Consider the following 24,350-nt stretch of genomic DNA (forward strand, 5'->3'; position numbering starts at 1 on the left):
GCGGTACCGCTCTCGTCGCGGGGTGCTCACCGCGCGAGCAGAGCGGCCGCCCGGGGTGCGTGGTGGGCGGAGAAGTGGGGGTTGCGGTCGAGTGCCGCGCGCAGGTGGGTGGCGGCGTCGGGGTTGTCCAGGGCCGCTTCGATCGCCCCTCTGTGGTACTGGAACAGCGGGTTGTCCCAGCCGGTCCTGGCGGCTTCGCGCGCGTGGGTGAGGGCTTTCCGGTCCTGTCCCGCACGGTGCAGGGCCCAGCCGAGCGCGTCGTCGACGATGACGCTGCGGGACTGTTCCGCCTCGTGGCTCAGCAGTTTCACGGCGACGGCGGGGTCCGCGTGGTCGGCCGCGTACAGGGCGAGGTGCGGGTCGACGGGGCCGCCTGCCGCCTGTGCCATGCGCAGCTGCGCGTCGAGCGCGGCCCGCGCGGCGGCGATCCCCGGATCGCGCTTCCCCTCGCCCTTCGACTCGGCGGCGGCGAGCCGCAGTTCGAGGGATTCGACGAGGAACTGCGGTACGGGTGTGCGCTCCACGAGCCGGTCGTAGAGCTTGAGGGCTTCCTCGGTGCGGCCCTGTGCGGCCCGGACGCGGGCGAGTCCGGACGTGGCGTACGGATGGTCGGGGACGAGGCCGAGCGCGCGCCGGAAGTGGCCCTCCGCCCGCGGGATGTCACCGGAGGACCAGGCGAGTTCGCCGCTGCGGGATTCCGCGAAGGCGCTCTCGTCGGGGGTGGACGCGCTCTCCAGAGCGCGGTCCAGGGCGATGGCCGCGTCGCGTTCCCTGCCGTGCGTCTCCAGGTCGTAGGCGGCTCTGCTGTACGCGGCGGAGCCGGGTGCCAGATCGAGGAGGCGCTGGACGGCGGTGCGGGCGGCCGGGTAGTGGCCGAGCTGGATCTCGGCGTCGGCGAGGACCGCGTATCCGTCGGGACGGTCGGGGGCCATGCGGGTGCTGCGCAGGCCCTGGGTGCGGCCTTCTGTGAAGTCGTGCTTGGCGTTGGCGAGTTGACCGAGTCCGATCACGGCCGCGTAGTTCTCTTCGGGGCGGAGATCGAGGGAGCGGTGCAGGGCCTTGCCCGCGGCTTCGAGGCGGCCGGCGTCCAGGGTGGTGCGGGCCGCTTCGATCTGGGCGGTACCGAGCCGGGACCAGCTCGTCGGGTCGTCGGGGTGGCGTTCCGTGGCGTCGCGGGCGGCGCGCACCGCGCCGGCGGCGGGGAGGTCCCCGCCGCCGGACGCGGCTGCTCCGGCGCGCGGTGCGCCGCCGGGCGTGCTGTCGTCGGGCCCCAGTGCGAGGAGCCCGGCGACGCACGCGGCGACGGCGACCGCGGCGCCGGCCGCGCTGAGGAGTCGTCTCACAGGAGCGCGTGGGGGACGTTGAGGTACGGGAACGTGCCCTGGGCGTCGGCCGGCTGGAGCTTGACGACGGGCTTGGGCAGCAGCCCTTCCGCGGAGCGGCCGCCGGGCTCGCCTTCGAGCATCCGGATGAGCGGCGGGTCGATGACGTCGTTCAGGCGACGGCCGTTGGGGAAGCCCTGCTTGTCGCCTTCGATGACGCCGTACTTGTTCGGGGCGGCCGTGACCGGGGTGGTGAGGTTGAGCCGCAGCTCCTCCGCGAGGGCGATGCGCGAGGGGTCGGCGTCGGCGTTCATGGTGTGGGTGTTGAGGTCGAAGCCGAACTTGGAGCCGTTGTCCTTGCCGATGCCCTTGAGGAAGAGGGCCTGGATGTCCTTGCGCGGGGTGGCGGGCGCCTTGAATCCCTGCGCGGCCTCGATGCGGCGGGGCGGTGCGGGGTCGAGCGTGGCGGCCAGGTAGTCCTTCTCGTACTGGTCGTCCTTGGGCTCGCGCCGCTGGAAGCGGTCCTCCGGGCCACCGGGCTTGGAGAGCCCGATGGTGGTGCCGTAGATGCTGAAGGCGGTGTGCGGGTTTCCGTTGCGGGAGACCTGCCGGTAGGTGGGGGCCTGCTTCTCCAGGCTCCGGCCGAGGTCGGCGCCGGCGCGGGAGACGGACGACCAGACGCCGACGACCGGGTTGCGCTGCGGGTCACCCTTGAGGGCGACCTCGTCCTTGGGCACCTGGATGACGAGGCTGTTGACGTTCATCGCCGACAGCGGCTGGGCGTCGGGCAGCCAGCCGGGCACGGGCCCCGCCGTGCCGGCGGTGAAGAGGCCGAAGACCTGGGTGTCGGCCTTGAAGGCCTCCGCCGACTGGGCGGCCACGGTGCGGCCGCCACCGGGCAGTTCGCGGGTGGCCTCCGCGCGCAGACCGGCGTAGTCGGGCATCAGGGACCGACCGACGTGGGTGGGGGCCGCGATGCCGTCGACGAGCTTCTCCGTCCCGGCCCTGTCGCCCGTACGGACGCGCTCCAGGGTGTACTTCTGGCGGACGCCGAGCGACCGGTCCTCCAGCGAACGCACGGGCAGCGGGCCGACCTTGGGGCCCATGCCGAAGGGGCGCCGGTCGTCGTTGCTGAAGGTCCACCGGTACGTGGTGTCGGGCGCGCCGTCGCCGTCGGCGTCGGTGTGGATCTCGTAGCGGGCGCCGGTCGCGAAGGGGTAGTCGGCCAGCGCGTTGCCCGGGTTGCCGGGGAGCTGGAAGGGGCGCACGTTCGCGATGAGCGTGACCATGTCGGTGTTTTCGGGGCTGGTGAAGGCGTAGACGTCGGTGATGTCGGCGGGCGAGTCCGTGATGGACGAGGGCGCGTCGATGTGGCCGCCGGCCTGGCTGCTGCCGGTGAAGGGGCCGGACAGGGAGGCGAGGCTCAGCCCGGTGAGCGTGGCGGCGAGCAGGGCGAGCCGTCGTCGGGAGGGTCTGCTGACGGTTCGGCCGACGGGTCGGCTGATGGGTCGTTGCACGGGGCGCTCCAGAGCGTGCGGAGAGTGGGACCCCCAGACTTGTGGCCTGGATGATCTTGAATCCACCTCAGAGCGCGAAGTCCCCCCAGTCGCGTGATCGTTTTCAGGTGGGTGGCGTAAGCAGCCCGCCGCCGCCTTCCATTCCGCCGCAAATCTATGCATGACTTGCCATACCCAAACGAACCGTTCCGGGTGGCCTCCTGCGCGCCTTCCGCGCACCCCTCCGCATGCCGTACTTCCAGGGAGATCGGGAAACCCCTGGTGAGCGCGCATGCGGTGGTACGCGGCGGTACGTGACGGGGCTGCGGGCGCTCGGCCCGCAACCATCATCCAGAGACAAGGGACCCTCCATGCGTATGCACCGAATCCGCCGCTCCGCCGCCGTCGCCATCGCCGCGGCCCTGGCCCTCCCGCTCGGCCTCGCCTCCGCCTCTGCCGCCCCGGCGGACGCCCCTCGGGCCACGGCTGTGCAGGCCGACCCGTTCCCCGGCGCGTACATCTCCCCGTGGGGTGACGCGGACGTCGCCATCAGCGACGAGACGCTGGACTGGCTGGACCGCGAGGGCTTCACGCTCGACGCCATCAGCCCGTTCACGATGGACGCGGACAAGCGCGGCTTCAGCATGCCGATCGGCTCGACCGCCGGTGACGGCCTCGACTCGAAGGGCCGCATCTTCTACCCGGGCGGCCTGAAGCTCCACCACGCCTCGTCGGGCAAGACGTTCACCCTCAAGCCGACCTACATCCGTGTGATGCCGACGCCCGGCTACTCCGCCGGCGTCGAGGTCGACGGGAAGGTCATCAAGGACGAGGTCATGCTCGGCGAGACCACGGCCACGGAGGCCCTCGCGGGCGCCCGCCCGAGCCCGACCGGCTTCCGCCTGGAGAAGGTGCCGTTCCGCGTCACGCAGGAGCTCTCCGACCTCTTCACCGAGCAGACCGGGCGCCCCGGCCCCCGCGTCGGCAGCCTCTTCGGCACGCTGACGCCGCACTTCGACTACATCCCCACCAACTCCCAGTCCCCGATCGGGTTCCCCAGCTTCTGAACCGACCGACTCTCCCCGGGGAGTTGACACGGATGACGGGCCCGGCGGCAGCGGTCGCCGGGCCCGTCATCCGTGGCGCATCGCGGCGATACGGGAGGTCCCGGCGCGGCATGGGAACCTTGGAAGATGATGAAGACGGCCGCAGTCACCCGCTACGCAGCTCCGTTGAGGGAGGGAGGATCGCTCCCGGGGCTCGTCGAGGCGGACGATCTCGCCACGTACGTCATGAAGTTCACCGGCGCGGGGCAGGGCCGCAAGACGCTCGTCGCGGAGGTCATCTGCGGCCGGTTGGCGCGCGCGCTCGGGTTTCGCGTGCCGGGGCTCGTCACGCTCGACCTGGACCCGGTGATCGGACTCGGCGAGCCCGACCAGGAGGTGCAGGAGCTGCTCAAGAGGAGCGGCGGCACCAACCTCGGCATGCGGTTCCTGCCGCGGGCGCTCGGCTTCGACCCCCTCGCGTACGTCGTCGATCCCGTGGAGGCGGGCCGGATCGTCTGGTTCGACGCGCTGATCAACAACGTCGACCGGTCCTGGCGCAACCCCAACATGCTGGTCCAGGGCGGCGAGCTGTGGCTCATCGATCACGGCGCCAGCATGATCTGGCACCACAACTGGCGCGGCGCGCACTCCTGGGCCGACAAGCCGTACGACGCGAGCGACCACGCCCTCGCCCGCTTCGGGCCCGAGGTCTCCGCGGCCGCGGCCGCGCTCGCGCCGCTCGTCACCGAGGAGCTGATCGCCGAGGCCGCCGCCGACGTCCCCGACGTGTGGCTCGCGGACGAGCCAGGATTCGACACCCCGGACGCGGTACGGCGCGCCTACGTAGAGACGCTACGCGCGCGTGCCGCCACGATTCACGAACGCGTCACGCTGCCCGCCGGTGACGCCCGGCCCGCCGGAACTCCCGGCTGGGTGACCGAAGGAGCGACCCGATGAACACGCGCGAACGCCATGTCTTCGAGTACGCCCTGCTGCGCGTCGTGCCGAGCATCGAGCGCGGGGAGCAGATCAACGCCGGTGTCGTCGTGTACTGCCGCGCCAAGTCCTTCGTCACGGCCCACACCCACCTGGACGAGAAGCGGCTGCTCGCCCTCGACCCCGAGGCGGACGTGACGGGCGTGCGCGCCGTGCTGCACGCCGTCGAGCGGCACTGCCGCGGGGGAGGCGACGCGGGCCAGGCGGCCGAGGACGACGCCGGGCGGCGCTACCGCTGGCTCGTCGCACCGCGCTCGACCGTGGTACAGCCTGGCCCCGTGCACACCGGCCTGACCGCCGATCCGGCCGCCGAGGCGGAGCGCCTGCTCGACCTGCTGGTGCGCTGAACGTGCGGGTCGAGGTCGGCTAGTGATCAGCGGCACCAGGTAGGCACGTTGACACCGGGTGCCAGGGCTTCTAGCGTCGCACGCACAGGGTACTAAGCGGTTGCTCACCCGCACCGGGCGGAGCGGCCGCACCTCTAGGGCGAGGAGACCGAAGAGCATGTCCACCACTGAGCAGCGTGTAGCGATCGTCACGGGAGCCGCGCGCGGCATCGGCGCCGCCACCGCGATCCGTCTGGCCGAAGAGGGCCGCGCCGTCGCCGTGATCGACCTCGACGAGGCCGCCTGCAAGGACACCGTCGAGGCGATCACCGCCGCCGGTGGCAAGGCCCTTGCCGTCGGCTGCGACGTCTCCGACGAGGCGCAGGTCGAGGCCGCGATCGCGCGCATCGCCGAGGAGCTCGGCGCCCCCACGATCCTCGTGAACAACGCGGGCGTGCTGCGCGACAACCTGCTGTTCAAGATGAGCGCCAACGACTGGGACACGGTCATGAACGTGCACCTGCGCGGCGCGTTCCTGATGTCGAAGTACGTCCAGAAGCACATGGTGGACGCCAAGTTCGGCCGCATCGTGAACCTGTCGTCGTCCTCGGCGCTCGGCAACCGCGGCCAGGTCAACTACTCGGCCGCCAAGGCCGGTCTGCAGGGCTTCACGAAGACCCTCGCCAAGGAGCTCGGCAAGTTCGGCGTCACCGCCAACTCCGTCGCCCCGGGCTTCATCGTCACCGAGATGACCAAGGCCACCGCCGAGCGCGTCGGCATGGGCTTCGAGGACTTCCAGGCCGCCGCCGCGACCCAGATCCCGGTGCAGCGCGTGGGCCGCCCGGAGGACATCGCCAACGCCATCGCCTTCTTCACCGGTGAGGCGGCCGGCTTCGTCTCGGGCCAGGTCATGTACGTGGCCGGCGGCCCGCTCAACTGAGGCCGGGGGATACGGACATGACCACTTCTGAACTTCCGGAGCTCTCCGGCAAGGTCGCGCTCATCACGGGCGCGAGCCGCGGCATCGGCTACGGCATCGCCGAGGCCCTGATCGCGCGCGGTGACCGCGTCTGCATCACCGGACGCGGCGAGGACGCCCTCAAGGAGGCCGTCGAGCAGCTCGGCTCCGACCGCGCGATCTACGTAGCGGGCAAGGCGCACGACGAGGCGCACCAGGCCGCCGCCGTCGAGCGCACCATGGAGGCGTTCGGCCGCGTCGACTTCCTCGTCAACAACGCCGGTACGAACCCGGTGTTCGGCCCGATCGCCGACCTCGACCTGAACGTGGCGCGCAAGGTCTTCGAGACCAACGTCGTCTCCGCGCTCGGCTTCGCGCAGCAGACGTGGAAGGCGTGGCAGAAGGAGAACGGCGGCGCGATCGTCAACATCACGTCCGTGGCGGGCGTCTCCGCCTCGCCGTTCATCGGCGCGTACGGCATCAGCAAGGCCGCCATGGTCAACCTGACGCTTCAGCTGGCGCACGAGTTCGCGCCGCAGGTGCGGGTCAACTCGATCGCCCCGGCGGTCGTGAAGACGAAGTTCGCGACCGCCCTGTACGAGGGCCGGGAGGCCGAGGTCGCGGCCACGTACCCGATGGGCCGGCTCGGTGTGCCGGAGGACATCGGGGGCGCCGCCGCGTTCCTCACCTCCGAGCAGTCCGGCTGGATCACCGGGCAGAACCTCGTCGTGGACGGCGGCAAGTTCCTCAACGCCGGCGTCGAATAGACCCTCGGGGCCGACCGGCCCCGAGGTGAGATTCCGGGCGTTGCACGACAACGTTCCACAAAGGGTCCCGCTCGTGAAGTGCCCCGCCGTTTCCAGCAGTTGAACCGGCGGGGCGCTGCGATATTGTCTGCCGACCTGGCATGGCTGATCGAGGAGCGAGCGCGTGTTCAACCGGTTCCCTGCCCCTCGCGCGTGGGCGGCATTCGCGTCGATGACCCTGCTCACCGGGTGCGGGCTGATGAATTCGGGCGAGGATTCCGATGAGCGGCCCATCGCCGTGGGCACCACCAGTGTGCCGAGCACGCTGGACCCCGCGACGTCCTGGGACGGCTCGTGGGAGCTGTTCCGCAACGTCTACCAGACCCTGGTGTCGTTGCCGTCGGGCGCCGCCGAACCGCAGGCGGACGCGGCCGAGTGCCGGTTCGAGGACTCCGCCAACCGCGTCTACCACTGCGAGCTGCGGGAGGACATGAAGTTCTCTAACGGGAACACGCTCGACGCGAAGGCCGTGAAGTACTCCATCGACCGGGTCCGCGAGATCGGCGGGGGCGGCGGGCCCGCGGGACTGCTGGGCAGCCTCGACCGCGTGGAGACGCAGGGTGATCGAGGCGTAACGTTCCGCCTCACGAAGCCGGACGCCACCTTCCCGTTCGTGCTCTCCACTCCCGCCATGTCGATCGTCGACCCCTCCGCGTATCCGGCCAAGTCCGCGCGTACGGATGGCAAGGTGACCGGTTCGGGTCCTTACGCGCTCAGGTCGTACGCCGACGGCAGCAAGGCCGAACTCGTGCGCAACGACAACTACCAGGGCTTCGCGGACCGCAAGAACTCCGCGGTGACGATCCGCTACTTCAAGACGTCGTCCGCCATGGTCGGCGCCCTGAAGGCGAAGAAGATCGACGCGACCTTCCGTGGTCTCGCCGCCGACGACGTCGTGAGGCTCCAGGACAAGCAGGGCGTCAACGGCCTGGAACTCGTCGAGGGCGCGGGCATGGAGATCAGCTATCTGGTGTTCAACCCCAAGGACCCGTGGGCGGGCAAGCGCGCGGTGCGCCGGGCCGTGGCCCAGATCGTCGACCGCGGGGCGATCGCGGACAAGGTGTACGCGAACACCGTGGAACCGCTGTACTCGATGGTCCCCAGGGGCCTGGCGGGCCACACCACCGACTACTTCGACGAGTTCAACGACCCGAGCGCCGCGAAGGCGGCCGAGATCCTCTCCAAGGCGGGTGTCAACGGCCCCGTCCCGCTCACGCTCTGGTACACCTCCGACCGTTACGGCTCCGCCACCGCGCCCGAGTTCGCCGAGATCAAGCGGCAGCTGGAGGCGTCGAAACTCTTCGATGTCACGCTCAAGAGCCGTCCCTGGAAGTCGTTCGAGCAGGGTTACAAGAAGGGTGAGTATCCGGTGTTCGGGCGTGGCTGGTTCCCCGACTTCCCCGACGCGGACAACTTCGTCGCGCCCTTCGTGGGCGAGAAGAACGCCCTGAGCACGCCGTACGTCTCGCCCGAGATAACCGACAAGCTGCTTCCGCAGTCCCGCAAGCAGAGTGACCGGGGCGTCGTGGCGCGGCAGTTCGAGCGGGCCCAGCACATCATGGTGCGGGACGCGCGGCTGCTGCCGCTGTGGCAGGGCAAGCAGTACATCGCGGCGAGCGAGGAGATCTCGGGCGGCGAGCGGGCCCTCGACCCGTCGACGATCATGATGATGTGGGAGCTGCACCGCAAGACGAGCTGGTGAACCGGGCGCGGGCGTCGGTTGTCAGTGGGCGCCGGTAGGTTTCTGGGTGTAGATGCGGCCGCGTCCCCGGCACGGTGGGGCGCGGGCGTGCAGGTGCCCGTACCCCGGAGGTTGTTGACGTGACCGACACCGCGATGCTGCCCGAGTCCTGGCGCGGCGTCCTCGGCGAAGAACTGCAGAAGCCCTACTTCAAGGAGCTCACCGAGTTCGTCGAGGAGGAGCGCGCGAAGGGCCCCGTCTACCCGCCGCGCGAGCAGGTCTTCGCCGCGCTCGACGCGACGCCCTACGACAAGGTGAAGGTGCTCGTCCTCGGCCAGGACCCGTACCACGGCGAGGGGCAGGGGCACGGCCTGTGCTTCTCGGTGCGGCCCGGCGTGAAGACGCCGCCCTCGCTGCGCAACATCTACAAGGAGATGCAGGCCGAGCTCGGCACCCCGATCCCGGACAACGGGTATCTGATGCCGTGGGCCGAGCAGGGCGTACTGCTGCTCAACGCGGTGCTCACGGTCCGGGCGAGCGAGGCCAACTCGCACAAGGGCAAGGGCTGGGAGAAGTTCACGGACGCGGTGATCCGCGCCGTCGTCCAGCGGCCCGATCCGGCGGTCTTCGTGCTGTGGGGGAACTACGCGCAGAAGAAGCTGCCGCTCATCGACACCGAGCGGCACGCGGTGGTGAAGGGCGCGCACCCCTCGCCGCTGTCGGCGCGGAAGTTCTTCGGCTCGCAGCCGTTCACGCAGATCAACGAGGCGATCGCCGCGCAGGGCCACACACCGATCGACTGGACCGTCCCGGACCTGGGCTGAGCGCGGGTCCGGCTCGCGGGGAGTCGTGCCTGAGCTGGATTGTCAGTGCCGCCCGTTAGCGTCGTCGGACCGGACATCGTGGTCGGGCGCGCCGGGCGGCCGAGCTTGGAGGAGACAGACAGTGGCACAGCAGCGTGAACAGGCGTCGGACGACGCTATGATGAGCCGCATCGGGCAGGCGGTCATGCTGCACCACGGTGGCGACCGTGAGGAGGCGCAGGGGCGCTTCCTCGGCCTGTGGGCGGAGATCGGGGAGGACGGCGACCCGCTGCACCGCTGCACGCTCGCGCACTACATGGCCGACACCCAGGACGACCCCTCGGACGAGCTGGCCTGGGACCTGCGCGCGCTGTCCGCCGCCGACTCCCTCACTCAGGAGCGGCTCGCCGAGCACGAGTCGTCCCTGGCGCTGCGGGCGTTCTATCCGTCCCTGCATCTCAACCTGGCGGCGGACTACGTCAAGTTGGACCGCCCCGGGGCGGCCCGCAGCCATCTGACGCGGGCCCGCGCTGCGGCGGGCGCGCTGGGGGACGACGGTTACGGGGACGGGGTGCGCAACGCTCTCACCCGGCTGGAGGAGCGGGTGGCCACGATGGGGGCGGGGCCGATGGAGCCGAGAGCGGGGCAGGGGCGCGAGGGCGGGGAACCGCTGGGGCCGCCGCGGACGGGGTCGTAGGCGGGGGAGGTTCTGGGTTCCCGCGGCACGGGGTGCGGGGGTGCGTGGGCGAGGGCGTGCCGCTGACGTCGCGGGGCTCCGCCCCCAGTCCCGCCCCGACCCCGCCGGCTCTCGCCCTAGAGCGGGCTGGTCGTGTCGAGCATTCCGTGCAGCAGCTCGCCGTAGCCCTCGCGCAGTTCCGCGAGCGTGGGGACCGTCGTGTGGAACGAGCCGGCCACGCACGAGAACATGATCCCCTCCGTCCACGCGATCAGGGACAGCGTGTGCCGCTCGGGGGCCCCCGAACCCGCCGCCCGGAGCAGCGTGATGAGCGGTTCGCGGAACTGGCGGCCCGCCTCGTCGAAGAACGCGCGCAGCTCGGGCCTGCGGGTCGCCTCCAGGGCCAATTCGTAGCGGCAGACCAGTAGTTGGGGGTGGCGGTCGAGGTAGCGGTGCAGGGCGAGTGCCATGCCGTCGACCAGGGCGGCGGGGCCGCCCGCGGGGTCCGGCAGTTCGTCGACCGAGAGCACCCGCCCCTCGCGCACCGCGAGCCGCCGCACCGCCGCTTCCAGGAGGGCGAGCCGGGTGCGCGCGTGGTTCGACGTCGAGCCCTGGGGCAGCCCCGCGGCCTCGTCGACGGCACGGTGGGTCAGCCCGCGCATGCCGCGCTCCGCGAGCAGTGTCAGGGCGGCGTCGGCGATCCGGTCTGCCCGGGAGAGCGGGGCGGCGGCTTCGGGGCGCGGGGTGTCGGGCCGGTTCATGGGAGCAATCTACCGCGATCACTACAGCTGTAGTACCGTCGAAGCACGGGTCCACTACAGGTGTAGTGGCCGGATCGGAACTCCATTCTGGGAGGCGTCATGTCCCGACAGCCCCGTGCCGTCGTCGTCGGAGGCGGAATCGGCGGGCTCACCGCCGCTCTCGCGCTCCATCTGCGCGGCTGGCAGGTCACCGTCCTGGAGCGGGCGACCGAGCTGAAGCCCGTGGGCGCGGGGATCTCCCTGGCGCCCAACTCCCAGCGCGCCCTCGGCGTCGTAGGACTCGGCGACGAGATCCGCGCCCTGGAAGCGTGGGACGGCGACGGCGGGCTGCTCACGCCGAAGGGCCGCTGGCTCTCGCGGGCCGACCCGCAGCTCGCGGCCGAGCGCTTCGGCGGCTCCATCGTGCTGCTGCACCGCGCGACCCTGATCGACAAGCTGGCGGGCCGACTGCCCGCCGACGCCGTACGCACCGCGTCCGAGGCGCGGCTCGCCGACCCCGGCGACCCGGACGACCCGGCACGCCCCGCGCGCGTCACCACCCCCGAGGGCGACCTGGAGGCGGAACTCGTGGTCGGCGCCGACGGCATCAACTCCGCCGTGCGCGGCGCGCTCTTCCCCGGGCACCCCGGCACCGAGTACACCGGCTTCACCACCTGGCGCGTGCTCGTGCCGCCGCTCGGCCGCCCCTTCACACAGGCCGAGACCTGGGGCCCCGGCCGCATCTGGGGCACCCACCCCTTCGCCGACGGCACCGTCTACTCGTACGCGGCGGCCATGGCCCCGGCCGGACAGCGGGCGCCGGGCGGCGACGAGAAGGCGGAACTCCGGCGCCTGTACGGCAGTTGGCACGACCCGATCCCCGCGATCCTCGACGCCGTCGAGCCCGGCCAGGTGCTGCGCCACGACGTCCACCAGATCGCCGAGCCGCTGCCCGCCTACCACCTCGGCCGCGTCGCCCTGCTCGGCGACGCCGCGCACGCCATGGCACCGACCCTCGGCCAGGGCGGCAACCAGGCCATCGAGGACGCGATCGTCCTCGCCCACCACGCCGCGCCCGACGCCCCGCTCGACCTGGCCGGATACACCGCCGCACGGCTGCCCCGTACGACGGCGACCGCGCGCAAGGCGATGACCGTCAGCCGCGTCAACCTCACCGCGAACCGCCCCCTGATCGCCCTGCGCAACACGGCGATCCGCGCCGTCGGGATGCTCGGCCCGGCCTTCCTGCTGCGCGGCATGGACGGCATCGCGGACTGGCGCCCGCCCCAGCGCGAGCCGTACACCGCCCCGTATGCTGCCCCAACGCAGCAGCGGGCCGGCACGGCCCCGTCATCGCAGGACAGGAGCACACAGACGTGAAAGTCGGCGTCATCGGACTCGGCGACATCGCCAAGAAGGCGTACCTGCCGGTGCTCGGCGCGCAACCCGCGCTCGAACTGCACCTGCAGACGCGGACGCCCGCGACCCTGACCGAGGTCGCGGACCAGCTCCGCGTGCCCGCCTCGCAGCGCCACGCCGACCTCGACTCGCTCCTCGCGCAGGGCCTCGACGCGGCCTTCGTGCACGCGCCCACCACCGCGCACCCGGAGATCGTCACGCGGCTCCTGGAGGCGGGCGTCGCGACGTACGTCGACAAGCCGCTCGCCTACGAACTCGCCGAGTCCGAGCGGCTCGTACGGCTCGCAGAGGACCGCGGCGTGAGCCTGACCGTCGGCTTCAACCGCCGCTACGCGCCCGGGTACGCGCAGTGCGTCGAGCACCCGCGCGAGCTGATCCTGATGCAGAAGAACCGCGTCGGGCTCCCCGAGGAGCCGCGCGCGATGATCCTCGACGACTTCATCCACGTCGTCGACACACTGCGCTTCCTCGCGCCGGGCCCGGTCGAGGACGTGACCGTGCGCGCCCGCGTCGAGGGCGGCCTCCTTGAGCACGTGGTGCTCCAGCTCGCGGGCGACGGATTCACCGCGCTCGGCGTCATGAACCGGCTGAGCGGCTCCACCGAGGAGATCCTGGAGGTGTCGGGGCAGGACTCCAAGCGGCAGGTGCTGAACCTCTCCGATGTCGTCGACCACAAGGGGCAGCCCTCGGTTCGGCGGCGCGGGGACTGGGTGCCGGTCGCTCGCCAGCGGGGGATCGAGCAGGCGGTTCTCGCGTTCCTCGACGCGGGGCGGGCGGGCAAGGTGCTGAGTGCGTGGGACGCGCTGGCCACGCATGAGCTGTGCGAGCAGGTCGTACGTGAGGTGCTGCGGCGGGTGTGACTCAGCGCGCGTCGAACGTGCCGTTCAGGCCGCGACGGTGTTGCGGACTCGGGGCTCCGCCCCGGACCCCGCTGCTCAAACGCCGCAGGGGCTTGATAGCCGCCAGGGCCACCAGGACCGTGGCCGCCCCGTGCACCGGCCACGCGCCGAGGCGTACGTACAGTGTGGTGCCCCGTGCGGTCGGCATGTCGTAGACGCGGGCCGTGCTCGCCGACGTCCCCAGCCAGGCACCGGCGCGCGCCCCGTCCGGGCCGTACACCGCGGAGACCCCGGTCAGCGTCGCGTGCACCATCGGGCGGCCCGTCTCCGCGGCCCGCAGCGCGGCGAGCGAGGCGTGCTGCTCGGGCGCCCAACTGTGCTGGAACGTCGACGTCGAGGACTGCGCGAGCAGCACCTGTGCCCCGTCCCGCGTCAGCTGCCGCGTCATGTCGGGGAACGCCGACTCGAAGCAGACCAGCGGCCCGACACGCAGGACCCGCTCACCGTGGCGCACGTCCATCACGACCTGCCGCGTGCCGCGCATCCGGTCCTCGCCCGCCGCCTTGCCGACCGAGGTCGCCCAGCCGAGGAGCGAGCGCGCGGGCACGTACTCCCCGAAGGGGACGAGCCGCATCTTGTCGTAGTGGTCGCCGGTGAGGCCGGTCCTGCCGACCAGCACCGAACTCTTGTATATGCCCTGGCCCGAGCCGTCGGCGGCGCGACGCCGTGCGTCGACGTTGACGAGGATCTCCGCGTCCACCTCGCGAGAGAGCGCGGCGAGCCGACGGACCAGGTCGGGGCGGCGCGGCAGGTCGTAGCCGACGCTGCTCTCGCCCCAGACCACGAGGTCCACGTCCCGGTCCGCCAGCTGACGGGTCAGCCGCACCTCCCGGTCGAAGCGGGCCTTGATGCTGCCGAGGCCGTCGACCACGCCCGGCTGCACCACCGCGATCCGCGCCCGCCCGTCGGTCTCTGCCCGCGGCGCCCACGCCCACGCGACCCCGGTGACCGTGACCGTCGCGACCAGCCCCGCCACCGCGGGAGCGCGGGCGCCGTGCGCGACGACGAGGAGCGTCACAGCGGTGTTCACGGCCACCACGAGCAGGCTGAGCAGCCAGACACCGCCCACCGACGCGAGCCGCAGCGCGGGCGTCACCTGCCACTGGCTGGAGCCGAGCAGACCCCACGGGCCGCCAAGGCCCTCCCAGGAACGGACCAGTTCGACCATCAGCCATCCCGAAGGGATGGCGAGGAGCGCGGTCGCCGCCCGACCCCGCGTCGGACGGCCGTGCAGGAGGCGGCGCAGCAGCCGGCCCCACGGCGCCCACAGCGCGCCGAGCAGCGCCGCGAGGACGAGCGTGAACACATGCAGGCTCGGCAACAGCCAGTGGTGCACCGCGAGCATGAAACCGAGCCCGCCGAGCCAGCCATCGAGCGCCGCCCGGCGCGGTGTCGCGGCCGAGCGCGCGAGCAGCATCCACGGCACGAGGGCGACGTAGGCGAACCACCACAGGGAGGGCGCCGGGAACGCGAGCGCGGGCAGGGCGCCCGCGCCGACCGCCGCGGCGCCCCGCCACCACCGCGACGTGTCGATCCGCTGCCGCCACCCCTCCATGCGCCGCGCCTCCCGACCCGTACTCGTACGACCATCGCTTCGCGCCTACAGTCTGCGCTCCGGCGACGATCAACGACAGTGGGCGCCGGGCCGGACGGGGGAGTGGATCAGCTGCCCGAGGCGGCCCGCTGGGGGACGCGGCGCCACTTCTCGTAGACCGTCACCCGGTGCAGCCGCCAGCCGCTGAGCGTACGGACGAGGTCGAAGGAGTACCGGCCGCCGCAGATGAAGTCGGGAGCCGTCGAGTCGCCCTCGCCCGCGAAACGCATCGGATTGACGTAGTCGGCCCGGACGCGGCCCGTGTCGCCGATGTCGCGGTCGACGGTGTCGAAGCGCACCCGCCGGTTCACGATCAGGTGCTGCCGCATCGGGAACAGCTCCATCGTCGTCGACAGCCACTGCGCGATCTCCTCGGCGCTGCCCTCCACCCCTCCCGCCTCGCGGTAGTCGGCACGGCCCTCCGGTTCGAACAGGGCGCGGTACGCCACCCAGTCGCCGTCGTCCACCGCCGCGGCGTAGTCCGTCACCAACTCGTCGACGGCGAGGCGGTCGAGGACGGTCGAGAGTTCCACACGCTGCGTCATCGGCTCAGTCTCGGGCCCCCGGTGCACAGAACCAAGAGGCGCGCGCGGGCCGAGGTGAAAACTCCTGGGGACGGCGCCGCGTGCGCTGTTACCGTCGCGCCATGTCAGCTGATCCGAACACGCAACTCCAGGCCGGGACACCGGGACCCGTCACGGCGGACGATGTCGCGCGGGCCGTCGAGCTCGCGGTCGCCGCGCTGGGTGCCGCGCCCGACGCCGACTGGAACGCTCCGGCGGGCTCGCTCGAGTGGACGTGCTGGGAGACCGGCGAACACCTCGTCGACGACCTCTTCTTCTACGCCGCGCAGATCGGCTCGCTGCGCCCCCTGGCGGACGACTACGTGCGCTGGGGCTACAGCAGGCGCCGGCCCGAGGGGCCGGTCAACACGATCACCGTCGACCTCGACGCGGGCCCGGCCGCCATGCTCGGGGCCCTGGAGGCGGGCGGCGGCCTCCTCGCCGCTGTGGTGCGCGCGACCCCGCCGACCGCCCGCGGGTACCACGTCTTCGGCGCCTCCGACCCCGAGGGCTTCGCCGCGATGGGGGTCGTCGAGACGCTGGTGCACGCGCACGACCTGGCGCTCGGGCTCGGCATCGCGTTCGAGGCACCGGCCGACCTGTGCGCGCGCACGCTGCACCGCCTCTTCCCCGACGTCCCCGGGGACACCGAGCCGTGGGCGACGCTGCTGTGGGCCACGGGGCGGGGCGACCTCAAGGGCAGGGAGCAGCGCGGGAAGTGGCGCTGGTACGGTGCGCCCGGCGCGACATGATCTTCGTCCGCGTGGCCAGAACCCGGTCCACGGGGACGTACTTCTCACCAGGAGGCCCCCTTGAACCGCCCCATCACACTGGTCACCGGCGGCAGCCGGGGCATCGGCGCCGCCACGTCCGTGCGTCTCGCGCGTGAGGGCCACGATGTCGCGCTGTCCTTCGTGAGCGACAAGGACGCCGCCGAGCGCACCGCCGAGGCCGTGCGCGCGGAAGGCGCCCGCTGCGCCGTCGTGCGGGCCGACACCTCCCAAGAGGCCGATGTCGAGCGGATGTTTGATGAGGCGCGCGCCCAACTCGGCCCGCTCACGGGGCTGGTGAACAACGCGGGCGTCACCGCGCCGGTCGGCCCGTTCGCCGAGGCGCGCACCGAGGACTTCCGCCGTGTCCTCGACGTCAACGTCCTGGGCGTCCTGCTGTGCTGCCGCCGCGCCGCCCACGACATGACGCAGGCGGGCGCGGGCGCCATCGTGAACGTGTCCTCCGGGGCCGCCACCATCGGCAGCCCCGGCCAGTACGTGCACTACGCCGCGTCCAAGGCGGCCGTGGACACGATCACCCTCGGCCTCGCCAAGGAGCTCGGCCCGGTCGGCGTGCGGGTCAACGGCGTCGCGCCCGGCATCGTCGACACCGAGATCCACGCCACCAGCGGCACACCCGACATCGCGCGCGAAGCGGCTCCCGGCATCCCGCTACGGCGCCCCGGCACGGCCGAGGAGATCGCGGGGGCGATCGCCTGGCTGCTGTCACCGGATGCTTCGTACGCGACGGGGACGGTGCTGCGGGTGGCCGGCGGCCGCTGAGCGGAACGTGGCCGGGGGAGCGGGTTCAGGCCGCTTTCACGACCTCCGCGCGCACCGCGGCCGCCCACTCCGTGACCAGCAGCACGTATTCGGCGCGCTGCTCCCCGGTGAGCCGGCCTCCCGTGCGCAGCCACAATCCGCGGATCTGCTCGTTGACTTCCTCGGCAGACCGCACGGGACCAGAAGTGGTGGGCGGCATGGGCCAAGGCTACGTGCGGGCCGCCCGATTGGGAACCCTGAGCGAACGGTACTGAGCATCAAGTGACCGATGCTGTAAAGGAGTTGGCGCAGCGCCTGGTCACGCGCCGACCGGCGTCGGCAGCGCCGTCGTGCCGAGCAGCGTCAGACGGTCCGCGTCCGGGGTGCCGGGCTCGGCCGTGTAGAGCATGACGCGCAGATCGTCACCCGCGACCGTGAGGATGTCGCAGTCCAGCGTCAGCGGACCGACGTCCGGGTGGTCGACCGTCTTGCGCGCGGCGGCGTGCCGGCCGACCGCGCCCGAGTCCCACAACTCGGCGAAGCGCGGGCTGCGCGTGCGGAGTTCGTCGACGAGCGTGTGCAGTCGCGGGTCCAGCGGGTAGCGGCTCGCGGTCGTGCGCAGGTCCGAGACCAGGGCCGTCTCCATGGCCTGCCGCTCGTCGGGGGTCTGGCGGACCCGGCTCGTCGGCCCGAGGAACGTCCACCACACGCCGTTGCGCCCGTGGCCTCCCCACTCCGGGCGCTCGCCGAGCAGCGCCGTGTACAGCGGGTTCGCGAGCAGGAGCGTCCACCCCGCGTCGAACACGGCGGCCGGCGTCCCGGACAGCCGGTCGAGCAGTCGGCGCACGCCCGGGGTGAGCCGCGCCGGCACCGTCTCCCGCCCCGGCGGCGCGAGCCCCGCGAGCCGGAAGAGGTGCTCACGCTCGGTGTCCGTCAGCCGCAGCGCGCGGGCCAGCGCCTCCACGACCTGGTCGGAGGGGTGGGTGGCGCGGCCCTGTTCGAGCCGGGTGACGTAGTCCGCCGAGATCCCCGCGAGCAGCGCCAGCTCCTCGCGGCGCAGCCCCGCGGCCCGCCGGGGTCCCACGGCGGCGATCCCCGCCTCCTGCGGCGGGACCCGGTCCCGCCAGCGCCGCACCGTGTCCCCGAAGTCACCCAGCTCCACATGTGCCATGCCACCACTGTGCCCCGTCCGGCCCGGATCTTCCTGGTATCAGCGGTCCCAGGAAGACGGGACGGCTGGTCGCGGGGCCGCCCCCGGCGCAGCCTGGACGCATGACCACCACACTGATCACCGGGGCCAACAAGGGCCTCGGCCGTGAAACCGCCCGCCGTCTCGTCGAAGCGGGCCACACCGTCCACATCGGCGCCCGCGACCCCGAGCGCGGCCGTCGCACCGCCGAGGAGCTCGGCGCGGCACGTCGTCATCGACATCACCGACGACGCCTCCGTCGCGGCCGCCGCCAAGACGATCGAGGCCGAGGGCGGCCCTAGGGCCTGTCTTCAAACTCCCGCCTGCCCGGCGACGCCTGGCACGCACGCTCGCCGCGTTGCCGAAAAGCCCGAGTAGCTCCGCTACTAGGACTTCCCGGCGCCTTGCGATCGCACGCACCAGACGCCGCCGCGCCGCCCTCCGGGCGACGACGGGAGTTTGAAGACAGGCCCTAGACGTACTGATCAACAACGCCGGCATCGAAGGCCGCACCGACGGCAACGGCATCGTGCTCCCGGCCGACGAGACCGTCGACACCCTGCGTCCGCTGTTCGAGACGAACGTCTTCGGCACCGTCCGCGTCACCCACGCGTTCCTGCCCCTGTTGCGCCGCTCCGCCGCCCCCGTCATCGTCAACGTCAGCAGCGGCCTGGCCTCGCTGGCCGGCGCCACCGACGCGGGGAACCCGGCGGCCGGCTACCCCGGCGTCGCCTACCCGGCCTCCAAGACGGCCGTGAACATGCTGACCGTGCAGTACGCGAAGGCGTTCCCGCAGATCCGGATCAACGCCGTCGAACCCGGTTTCACCAGGACCGACCTGAACGGAAACACGGGCGTCCAGACCGTCGAGCAGGGCGCGGAGATCATCGTCCGGATGGCGCGGGTCGGCGCGGACGGGCCGACGGGAACGTACGTCTCCGCGGAGGGGCCGCTGCCCTGGTGAGGACAGCGCCTACGGCCGCAGCGCGATCTTCCCGTGCGTGTGCCGCCGCTCCAACTCGCGGAAGGCGTCCCGTACTTGCTCCAGCGGATAGGTACGGGCGATCGGCACCTCCAGCTCGCCGCGCGCGGCGAGCCGGGCCAGTTCGCCGAGGACGACCGCGCTGGCCGCGGCGCCCTCCCCGTAGGTGCGGGCGCCGACCCTGCCCGCGACCGCCCAGTCGCGGATGGTGTTGATCCGCTCGGGCCGCACCCCCAACTCCATGGCCAGCTCGACGTATCCGGTGCCGAACGTGTCGATGAACGCGTCGACGCCCCGGCCGCCCGCGGCCTCCAGGATCCGCTCCCGCACCCCGTCCCCGTACGCGACCGGGAGCACGCCCTTCTCCTGCAGCCAGCCGTGGTTCGGCTCGCTCGCGAGGCCGATGACGGTGACGCCGTGGCGCCGCGCGAGCTGGACGGCGAACGATCCGACGCCGCCCGCCGCGCCGGACACCACGACCGTGTCGCCGGGCCGGAGGTCCACGGCCCACACGCACGCGTAGGCGGTCGCCCCGGCGACGTACAGGGATCCGGCGACGTCCCAGGAGAGCCCGGCGGGACGGTGCACGAGGTTCACGTCGTCGACGGCGACGTACTCGGCGTGGCTGGCCCGCCGGTGCGTGAACCCGACGACCTCGTCGCCGACCCCGAAGTCCCGTACGTGCGAACCGACGTCGACGACGACCCCGGCCAGATCGCTGCCCTGCCCCGAGGGGAACGTGGCGGGCCACCGTTCGTGCAGGGACCCCGTCCGGATGCTCACCTCACCGGGCTGGATCCCGGCCGCCCGCACCTCGACGAGCACCTGATCGGCCGCCGGTACGGGCCGGGGCACGTCCTCGACCCGCAGCACATCGATCCCGCCGTACTCGTGAAACCGCGCCGCTCTCATCCCGCCCCCACCTGTCCGATTGTGTTCCTCAGCCTGCCGACTCCGCCGCGTGCGGGCTCAGCACACCCATGCTCACCAGGATGAACAGGGCGACGCCGAGGATGATCCGGTAGTACACGAACGGCATGAAGCTGCGCGTCGAGATGAACTTCATCAGCCAGGCGATCACCGCGTAGCCGACACCGAAGGCGATCAGTGTGGCGAAGACCGTGGGGCCCCAGGAGACATGGCCGCCCTCGCTCGCGTCCTTCAGCTCGAAGACGCCGGAGGCCAGCACCGCCGGGATCGCGAGGAGGAAGGAGTAGCGGGCCGCGGACTCACGGGTGTAGCCGAGGAAGAGGCCGCCGCTGATCGTGGCGCCGGAACGGGAGACGCCCGGGATCAGGGCCAGCGCCTGGCAGAGACCGTAGATCAGGCCGTCCTTGACGGACAGGTCCTTGAGTTCCTTGCGGGTGTGGGCGACGCGGTGCCGGCCGCCCGTCTCGTCGCGCGCCGCCAAGCGGTCGGCGATGCCGAGGACCACGCCCATCACGATCAGCGTCGTCGCGGTGAGCCGCAGATCGCGGAACGGGCCCTCGATCTGGTCCTTGAACGTCACGCCGAGCACCCCGATGGGGATCGAGCCGACGATCACCAGCCAGCCCATCTGCGCGTCGTGGTCGCCCCGCATCGTCTTGTCGGTGAGGGACCTGCACCACGCCGAGATGATCCGTGCGATGTCCTTGCGGAAGTAGATGACGACCGCGGTCTCGGTGCCGAGCTGGGTGATCGCGGTGAAGGCGGCGCCGGGGTCGTGCCACCCCGCGAACGCGGCCGTGAGGCGCAGATGGGCGCTCGACGAGATCGGCAGGAACTCCGTGAGCCCCTGGACGAGCCCGAGGATGAATGATTCGAACCAGGACATGAGGTGGGTACGCGATCCAGGTGCTCGGCGGAACCGGCCGCGAACGCAGGCCAGACAGGGCGGCGCGAACTCCCGTCACACCGGGCCCGGGGGTCGCGTGGGGCAGAGTAGCGTTCGAAAGTGACGGGAGCACCACAGGGGAGTGAGCGCGGCCTTTACAGGCCCGGCCGCTACGCACCTGTCCGCTGTGCCCGAAGGAGCGCGTCACCGGTCGGCGTACGGAAGTAGAGCACCGAGCGGCCCGCCCTGCGTCGCTGTACGAGGCCGGCCCCGTGCAGCACCTTCAGGTGGCGGCCCACCGAGCCGAGGCTCTGACCGGTGAGGGCCACCAACTGGCTTGTCGTCAGCGGCTGTTCGAGGAGGACGAGGGTCTGCGCGCGGGCCGTGCCGAGGAGCGCCGCGAGTCCGCCAGGCGGCGCCGCCCTGTCCGCGTCCGCGAGGGCGCCCGCGCACGGGTAGACCACGGCGTACCGGTCGACCGGGTCCCGGTCCGGCCACGACACCCAGCCCTGCTTCGGTGTCACCGGCACGAACAGGAGCTGGGCGCCGGCGATGTCCCGCGGCGGGTGGTCGTGGGCGTTGATCCGCAGCCGGCCCTCGCCGAGCCAGCCCATCGTGGGCCGCATCCCGCCGAAGGCGGCCGCCCAGCCGCCCCGCGTCAACTCCCTTGTCCGGGCGAGGACATCGGCCTGCATGATCCGGCGGCGGCGCGGCCACTGAGGCAGCACCGTCTCCCGCCACACCCACGCGAGCAGCTCCGCCGCGCGTTCCGCCAGGTCGTCCGCGTGAGCGAGCGCGCCGGGCAGCGGGCCCGGCGAGGAGACCGCGAGGTCGGCGCGGACGGCCGCCGGAGGCGTGGCACGGATCCGCGCGAGGCCGTCCGCCAGATCGTCCTCGCGGACGCCGTCCGGCGTGGGCGTCATGAAGTCGGCGATCCACCGCGCCCCGAACGCGGCGTCCAGCAGCAGCGCGGTCATCGGTTCGGCGGCGAGCCGGGCGCGGTAGGCGGGCAGATGGGTATCCAGCCAGCGCCGTTCGCCGGGGTGCGCGGCAACGGGGTTCGCCAGCTTCTTCAGGCTCGCGGTCGCCTCGGCGAGCCGCGACACAACGAACCGGCTGCCCGCGAGGGTGTCCGCGTCGACCTGCCAGATCCCCACGGCTACCACCCCTTCCCGTATCGCCGCGATGTCGCCGGCCCGCGAGCGGCCGGCACCCGCCGGGGCATCGCTCGGCACGCCGTTGTCCCGCGAGTCGCCGCCCGCACCCGTACGTGCTCACCGCACCTCGCTCGGCACGCCGTCGTCCGGCGAGGCGCCGCCCGCTTCCGTACGCGCCTGCCGGGGCATCGCTCGGCACGCCATCGTCCCGCGAGTCGCCGCCCGCACCCGTACGTGCTCACCGCACCTCGCTCGGCACGCCGTTGTCCCGCGAGGCGCCGCCCGCACCCGTACGCGCCCGCCGGGGCCTCGCTCGGCACGCCATCGTCCCGCGAGTCGCCGCCCGCACCCGTCCGTCGTTTCGCGAGTGCGCGAAACATTAACGTTCGTCGTCCCGCGCCCCGCAGCCTCCCCCCATGGACACCTACCGGGACCTGTTCCGCACGCCCGAGTACCCCTCGCTCTTCGCCACCGCCTCGCTGCAGACCGCCGGGCGGACGGTCGGCGGGATCGCTCTCGGCTCGCTCGTCTACGCCTCGACCGGATCGCCGCTGCTGTCCGCGCTCGCCATGTTCGGGCCCTCGCTCGCCCAGGTCGTGGGCGCGCTCACGCTGCTCTCGGCGGCGGACCGGGTGCCGCCCCGCGCGGCCCTCACAGGGCTCGCGCTCTTCCTCGGGCTCGCCACGGCGGCGCAGGCGACGCCCGGTCTTCCGACGGCGGCGGCCCTCGCGCTCGTCCTCGTCCAGGGCGTGCCGTCGGCGCTCGGCGGCGGGGTCCGCTACGGCATGCTCACCGACATCCTCGCCCGCGACGGCTATCTGCTCGGCCGCTCCGTCCTCAACATGAGCACGGGCGTCTGCCAGATCCTCGGGTACACGCTGGGCGGGCTGCTGGTCGCCGTACTGTCGGCGCGCGGCACGCTCCTCGTCGGCGCGGGTCTCTACGGGCTCGCCGCGGTGGCCGCGCGCTGCGGACTGTCCCGGCACCCGGCGCGCGCAGCCGGCCGCCCGTCCGCGCGCGAGACGATGCGCGGCAACGCCGCCCTGTGGTCCTCGGTGCCGCGCCGGTACGTCTATCTCGCGCTGTGGCTGCCCAACGGGCTGATCGTCGGCTGCGAGGCGCTGTTCGTCCCGTACGACACCGGGCACGCGGGCGTGCTGCTCGCGAGCGCCGCGCTGGGGATGCTCGCCGGGGACATCCTCACCGGACGCTTCCTGCCGCCCCGGTGGCGCGCCCGGCTCGCCGCACCGCTGCGGCTGCTGCTCGCCGTCCCGTACCTGGTGTTCGCCCTGCGGCCCGCCCTGCCGTTCGCCGTGGCGGCGGTCGCCCTCGCCTCGGTCGGATTCTCGGCGAGCCTGCTGTTGCAGGAGCGGCTGATGGCGCTGACCCCGGAGAGCCTGAGCGGGCACGCCCTCGGGCTGCACACCGCGGGCATGCTGACCATGCAGGGAGTGGGCGCCGTGCTCGCGGGCGCGCTGGCCGAGGCGACCTCGCCCGCCACCGCGATGACGGCGCTCGCCGTGGCCTCCGTCGCGGTGACGCTGTGCCTCGGCAGGGGACTCAAGGGGGAGCCGGTCAGTCCGACTGCTCCGGTCGGTCCGACGGCTGCTTCCGCAGCTGATGACGCTTGCACCACGCCACCACCGCGCCCGCGCACCCCGTGACGACGATGAAGCCCATCGCGATCAGGAAGATGGGGGACGTCGGCGTCGAGGCGCGGGCGCCCGCCACCACGTACGCCGCCGTGTTCGGGATCGAGCCGAGCGCCGTGGCGAGGAGGAACGGGACGATGCTCATCTTCGAGATCGACGCGCAGTAGTTCGCCGCCCAGAACGGGACACCGGGGAAGAGCCGCGCCGCGAGCATCGACCGGAAGGCGTGCTCGCTGAGTTGCCCGTCCGCCGCCTTCAGCCAGCGCCCGCGCACCAGCGGCCGCAGCGCGTCCTGGCCGAGCAGCCGGCCGAGCAGGAACGCGAGCCCGGCGCCGAGCACCGTCCCGCCGATCGCCCCGAGCAGCCCCAGCTGGGAGCCGAACAGGGCGCCCGCCGCCAGGTTGAGCAGCGGTCTGGGCACGAAGGCGACCGTGCACACCCCGTACGCCACCGCGAACAGGACGACCGCCGCCGCCCCGTTCACCTGCGGCGGCCAGCCCTGCGTGATCAGCTGCTGCGGCTCGAAGAGCAGCACGCACGTCGCACCCGCGGCCAGCAGCAGCACCAGCAGGGAAAGCCGCGACCAGGGCGAGAGCAGCGCCTGCCCGCAGCGGGCGGCGAACCCGGCGGGACGGGCGGGGACGGTCTCGAACATCCGGGGAGACTAACCGACCCCCACATAAGATCGCCGTAGGTT

24 protein-coding genes and 2 pseudogenes are annotated in these 24,350 nt (G+C 72.5%); 15 read left to right on the forward strand and 11 right to left on the reverse strand.

Annotated elements, in window-relative coordinates; all coding sequences use genetic code 11:
- Nucleotides 1-26: 26 nt before the first annotated feature.
- Nucleotides 27-1,343 carry a tetratricopeptide repeat protein gene (locus ACFYWS_RS09465; protein WP_389271955.1) on the reverse strand — a complete coding sequence of 439 codons (1,317 nt, stop codon included), beginning with the start codon at nucleotides 1,341-1,343 and terminating at the stop codon, nucleotides 27-29.
- Nucleotides 1,340-2,839 carry a DUF4331 domain-containing protein gene (locus tag ACFYWS_RS09470; protein ID WP_389271958.1) on the reverse strand — a complete coding sequence of 500 codons (1,500 nt, stop codon included), beginning with the start codon at nucleotides 2,837-2,839 and terminating at the stop codon, nucleotides 1,340-1,342. Before ACFYWS_RS09470 ends, ACFYWS_RS09465 begins: the two co-directional genes overlap by 4 nt.
- A 350-nt stretch (nucleotides 2,840-3,189) precedes the next feature.
- Here ACFYWS_RS09470 and ACFYWS_RS09475 point away from each other — a divergent pair, with 350 nt between their 5' ends.
- The 8 genes from ACFYWS_RS09475 (at nucleotide 3,190) to ACFYWS_RS09510 (ending at nucleotide 10,131) form a co-directional block, all read left to right on the forward strand.
- Nucleotides 3,190-3,885, forward strand: a complete 696-nt coding sequence (locus tag ACFYWS_RS09475) for a hypothetical protein (RefSeq protein WP_389271961.1) — start codon at nucleotides 3,190-3,192, stop codon at nucleotides 3,883-3,885.
- 129 nt (nucleotides 3,886-4,014) lie between these two features.
- On the forward strand, nucleotides 4,015-4,821 hold the full coding sequence (locus ACFYWS_RS09480) for a HipA family kinase (RefSeq protein WP_389274042.1): 807 nt from the start codon (nucleotides 4,015-4,017) through the stop codon (nucleotides 4,819-4,821).
- Nucleotides 4,818-5,207 carry a DUF3037 domain-containing protein gene (locus tag ACFYWS_RS09485; RefSeq protein WP_389271964.1) on the forward strand — a complete coding sequence of 130 codons (390 nt, stop codon included), beginning with the start codon at nucleotides 4,818-4,820 and terminating at the stop codon, nucleotides 5,205-5,207. Before ACFYWS_RS09480 ends, ACFYWS_RS09485 begins: the two co-directional genes overlap by 4 nt.
- 157 nt (nucleotides 5,208-5,364) lie before the next feature.
- Nucleotides 5,365-6,126 carry a 3-oxoacyl-ACP reductase FabG gene (gene fabG, locus ACFYWS_RS09490; protein WP_389271967.1) on the forward strand — a complete coding sequence of 254 codons (762 nt, stop codon included), beginning with the start codon at nucleotides 5,365-5,367 and terminating at the stop codon, nucleotides 6,124-6,126.
- A gap of 17 nt (nucleotides 6,127-6,143) precedes the next feature.
- Complete coding sequence (locus ACFYWS_RS09495) at nucleotides 6,144-6,911, forward strand: SDR family oxidoreductase (protein ID WP_389271970.1); 768 nt, start codon at nucleotides 6,144-6,146, stop codon at nucleotides 6,909-6,911.
- Nucleotides 6,912-7,074: 163 nt separating this feature from the next.
- Nucleotides 7,075-8,652 (forward strand): ABC transporter substrate-binding protein, encoded by a 1,578-nt coding sequence (locus ACFYWS_RS09500; protein ID WP_389271973.1) that lies wholly within the window; start codon nucleotides 7,075-7,077, stop codon nucleotides 8,650-8,652.
- Between the two features lie 119 nt (nucleotides 8,653-8,771).
- Complete coding sequence (locus ACFYWS_RS09505; RefSeq protein WP_389271976.1) at nucleotides 8,772-9,455, forward strand: uracil-DNA glycosylase; 684 nt, start codon at nucleotides 8,772-8,774, stop codon at nucleotides 9,453-9,455.
- 121 nt (nucleotides 9,456-9,576) lie between these two features.
- Nucleotides 9,577-10,131, forward strand: a complete 555-nt coding sequence (locus ACFYWS_RS09510; RefSeq protein ID WP_389271979.1) for a hypothetical protein — start codon at nucleotides 9,577-9,579, stop codon at nucleotides 10,129-10,131.
- A 116-nt stretch (nucleotides 10,132-10,247) separates the two neighbouring features.
- On the opposite strand, the gene ACFYWS_RS09515 is transcribed toward ACFYWS_RS09510, so the two are convergent.
- On the reverse strand, nucleotides 10,248-10,871 hold the full coding sequence (locus ACFYWS_RS09515) for a TetR/AcrR family transcriptional regulator (RefSeq protein ID WP_389271982.1): 624 nt from the start codon (nucleotides 10,869-10,871) through the stop codon (nucleotides 10,248-10,250).
- A gap of 99 nt (nucleotides 10,872-10,970) precedes the next feature.
- Between ACFYWS_RS09515 and ACFYWS_RS09520 the strand changes: the two genes are divergently transcribed.
- Both ACFYWS_RS09520 and ACFYWS_RS09525 read left to right on the forward strand, forming a co-directional pair.
- Nucleotides 10,971-12,230 carry an FAD-dependent monooxygenase gene (locus ACFYWS_RS09520; protein WP_389271984.1) on the forward strand — a complete coding sequence of 420 codons (1,260 nt, stop codon included), beginning with the start codon at nucleotides 10,971-10,973 and terminating at the stop codon, nucleotides 12,228-12,230.
- Nucleotides 12,227-13,129: a Gfo/Idh/MocA family protein gene (locus ACFYWS_RS09525; protein ID WP_389271987.1), complete on the forward strand. Its 903-nt coding sequence runs from the start codon at nucleotides 12,227-12,229 to the stop codon at nucleotides 13,127-13,129. The genes ACFYWS_RS09520 and ACFYWS_RS09525 overlap by 4 nt, the downstream gene beginning before the upstream one ends.
- Before the next feature lies 1 nt (nucleotide 13,130).
- Here ACFYWS_RS09525 and lnt read toward each other — a convergent pair whose 3' ends face one another.
- Nucleotides 13,131-14,723 (reverse strand): apolipoprotein N-acyltransferase, encoded by a 1,593-nt coding sequence (gene lnt, locus ACFYWS_RS09530; RefSeq protein WP_389271990.1) that lies wholly within the window; start codon nucleotides 14,721-14,723, stop codon nucleotides 13,131-13,133.
- Between the two features lie 107 nt (nucleotides 14,724-14,830).
- Nucleotides 14,831-15,307, reverse strand: coding sequence for a nuclear transport factor 2 family protein (locus tag ACFYWS_RS09535; RefSeq protein WP_389271993.1), 477 nt, complete (start codon nucleotides 15,305-15,307; stop codon nucleotides 14,831-14,833).
- A 101-nt stretch (nucleotides 15,308-15,408) separates the two neighbouring features.
- Between ACFYWS_RS09535 and ACFYWS_RS09540 the strand changes: the two genes are divergently transcribed.
- Nucleotides 15,409-16,077, forward strand: a complete 669-nt coding sequence (locus ACFYWS_RS09540) for a DinB family protein (RefSeq protein ID WP_389271996.1) — start codon at nucleotides 15,409-15,411, stop codon at nucleotides 16,075-16,077.
- A 60-nt stretch (nucleotides 16,078-16,137) separates the two neighbouring features.
- Nucleotides 16,138-16,878: an SDR family NAD(P)-dependent oxidoreductase gene (locus ACFYWS_RS09545; RefSeq protein WP_389271999.1), complete on the forward strand. Its 741-nt coding sequence runs from the start codon at nucleotides 16,138-16,140 to the stop codon at nucleotides 16,876-16,878.
- A 25-nt stretch (nucleotides 16,879-16,903) separates the two neighbouring features.
- On the opposite strand, the gene ACFYWS_RS09550 is transcribed toward ACFYWS_RS09545, so the two are convergent.
- Both ACFYWS_RS09550 and ACFYWS_RS09555 read right to left on the reverse strand, forming a co-directional pair.
- On the reverse strand, nucleotides 16,904-17,077 hold the full coding sequence (locus ACFYWS_RS09550) for a hypothetical protein (protein ID WP_389272002.1): 174 nt from the start codon (nucleotides 17,075-17,077) through the stop codon (nucleotides 16,904-16,906).
- A 99-nt stretch (nucleotides 17,078-17,176) separates the two neighbouring features.
- Nucleotides 17,177-18,028, reverse strand: coding sequence for a helix-turn-helix transcriptional regulator (locus tag ACFYWS_RS09555; protein ID WP_389272005.1), 852 nt, complete (start codon nucleotides 18,026-18,028; stop codon nucleotides 17,177-17,179).
- 101 nt (nucleotides 18,029-18,129) lie between these two features.
- Here ACFYWS_RS09555 and ACFYWS_RS09560 point away from each other — a divergent pair.
- Together ACFYWS_RS09560 and ACFYWS_RS09565 are read left to right on the forward strand one after the other, a co-directional pair.
- Nucleotides 18,130-18,343 (forward strand): annotated as a pseudogene (locus ACFYWS_RS09560) (SDR family NAD(P)-dependent oxidoreductase); the annotation flags it as partial.
- 175 nt (nucleotides 18,344-18,518) lie between these two features.
- A pseudogene (locus ACFYWS_RS09565) lies at nucleotides 18,519-19,010 on the forward strand (SDR family NAD(P)-dependent oxidoreductase); the annotation flags it as partial.
- Nucleotides 19,011-19,019: 9 nt separating this feature from the next.
- On the opposite strand, the gene ACFYWS_RS09570 reads toward ACFYWS_RS09565, so the two are convergent.
- The 3 genes from ACFYWS_RS09570 to ACFYWS_RS09580 all read right to left on the reverse strand — a co-directional run bounded on the left by ACFYWS_RS09570 (nucleotide 19,020) and on the right by ACFYWS_RS09580 (nucleotide 22,001).
- Nucleotides 19,020-19,940 carry an NADP-dependent oxidoreductase gene (locus ACFYWS_RS09570; protein WP_389272008.1) on the reverse strand — a complete coding sequence of 307 codons (921 nt, stop codon included), beginning with the start codon at nucleotides 19,938-19,940 and terminating at the stop codon, nucleotides 19,020-19,022.
- A 28-nt stretch (nucleotides 19,941-19,968) separates the two neighbouring features.
- Nucleotides 19,969-20,844, reverse strand: a complete 876-nt coding sequence (locus tag ACFYWS_RS09575) for an undecaprenyl-diphosphate phosphatase (protein WP_389272011.1) — start codon at nucleotides 20,842-20,844, stop codon at nucleotides 19,969-19,971.
- Between the two features lie 170 nt (nucleotides 20,845-21,014).
- Nucleotides 21,015-22,001, reverse strand: a complete 987-nt coding sequence (locus tag ACFYWS_RS09580; protein ID WP_389272014.1) for an ArsR/SmtB family transcription factor — start codon at nucleotides 21,999-22,001, stop codon at nucleotides 21,015-21,017.
- 416 nt (nucleotides 22,002-22,417) lie between these two features.
- On the opposite strand from ACFYWS_RS09580, the gene ACFYWS_RS09585 reads away from it, so the two are divergent.
- Entirely contained in the window at nucleotides 22,418-23,665 is a 1,248-nt protein-coding gene (locus ACFYWS_RS09585; RefSeq protein ID WP_389272017.1) for an MFS transporter, read from the forward strand.
- On the opposite strand, the gene ACFYWS_RS09590 is transcribed toward ACFYWS_RS09585, so the two are convergent.
- Nucleotides 23,577-24,308, reverse strand: a complete 732-nt coding sequence (locus tag ACFYWS_RS09590; RefSeq protein WP_389272020.1) for a TVP38/TMEM64 family protein — start codon at nucleotides 24,306-24,308, stop codon at nucleotides 23,577-23,579. The genes ACFYWS_RS09585 and ACFYWS_RS09590 overlap by 89 nt on opposite strands.
- Between the last annotated feature and the right edge of the window lie 42 nt (nucleotides 24,309-24,350).

Origin of the sequence: Streptomyces sp. NPDC002795 (assembly GCF_042888725.1) — a bacterium.
GTDB lineage: Bacteria > Actinomycetota > Actinomycetes > Streptomycetales > Streptomycetaceae > Streptomyces.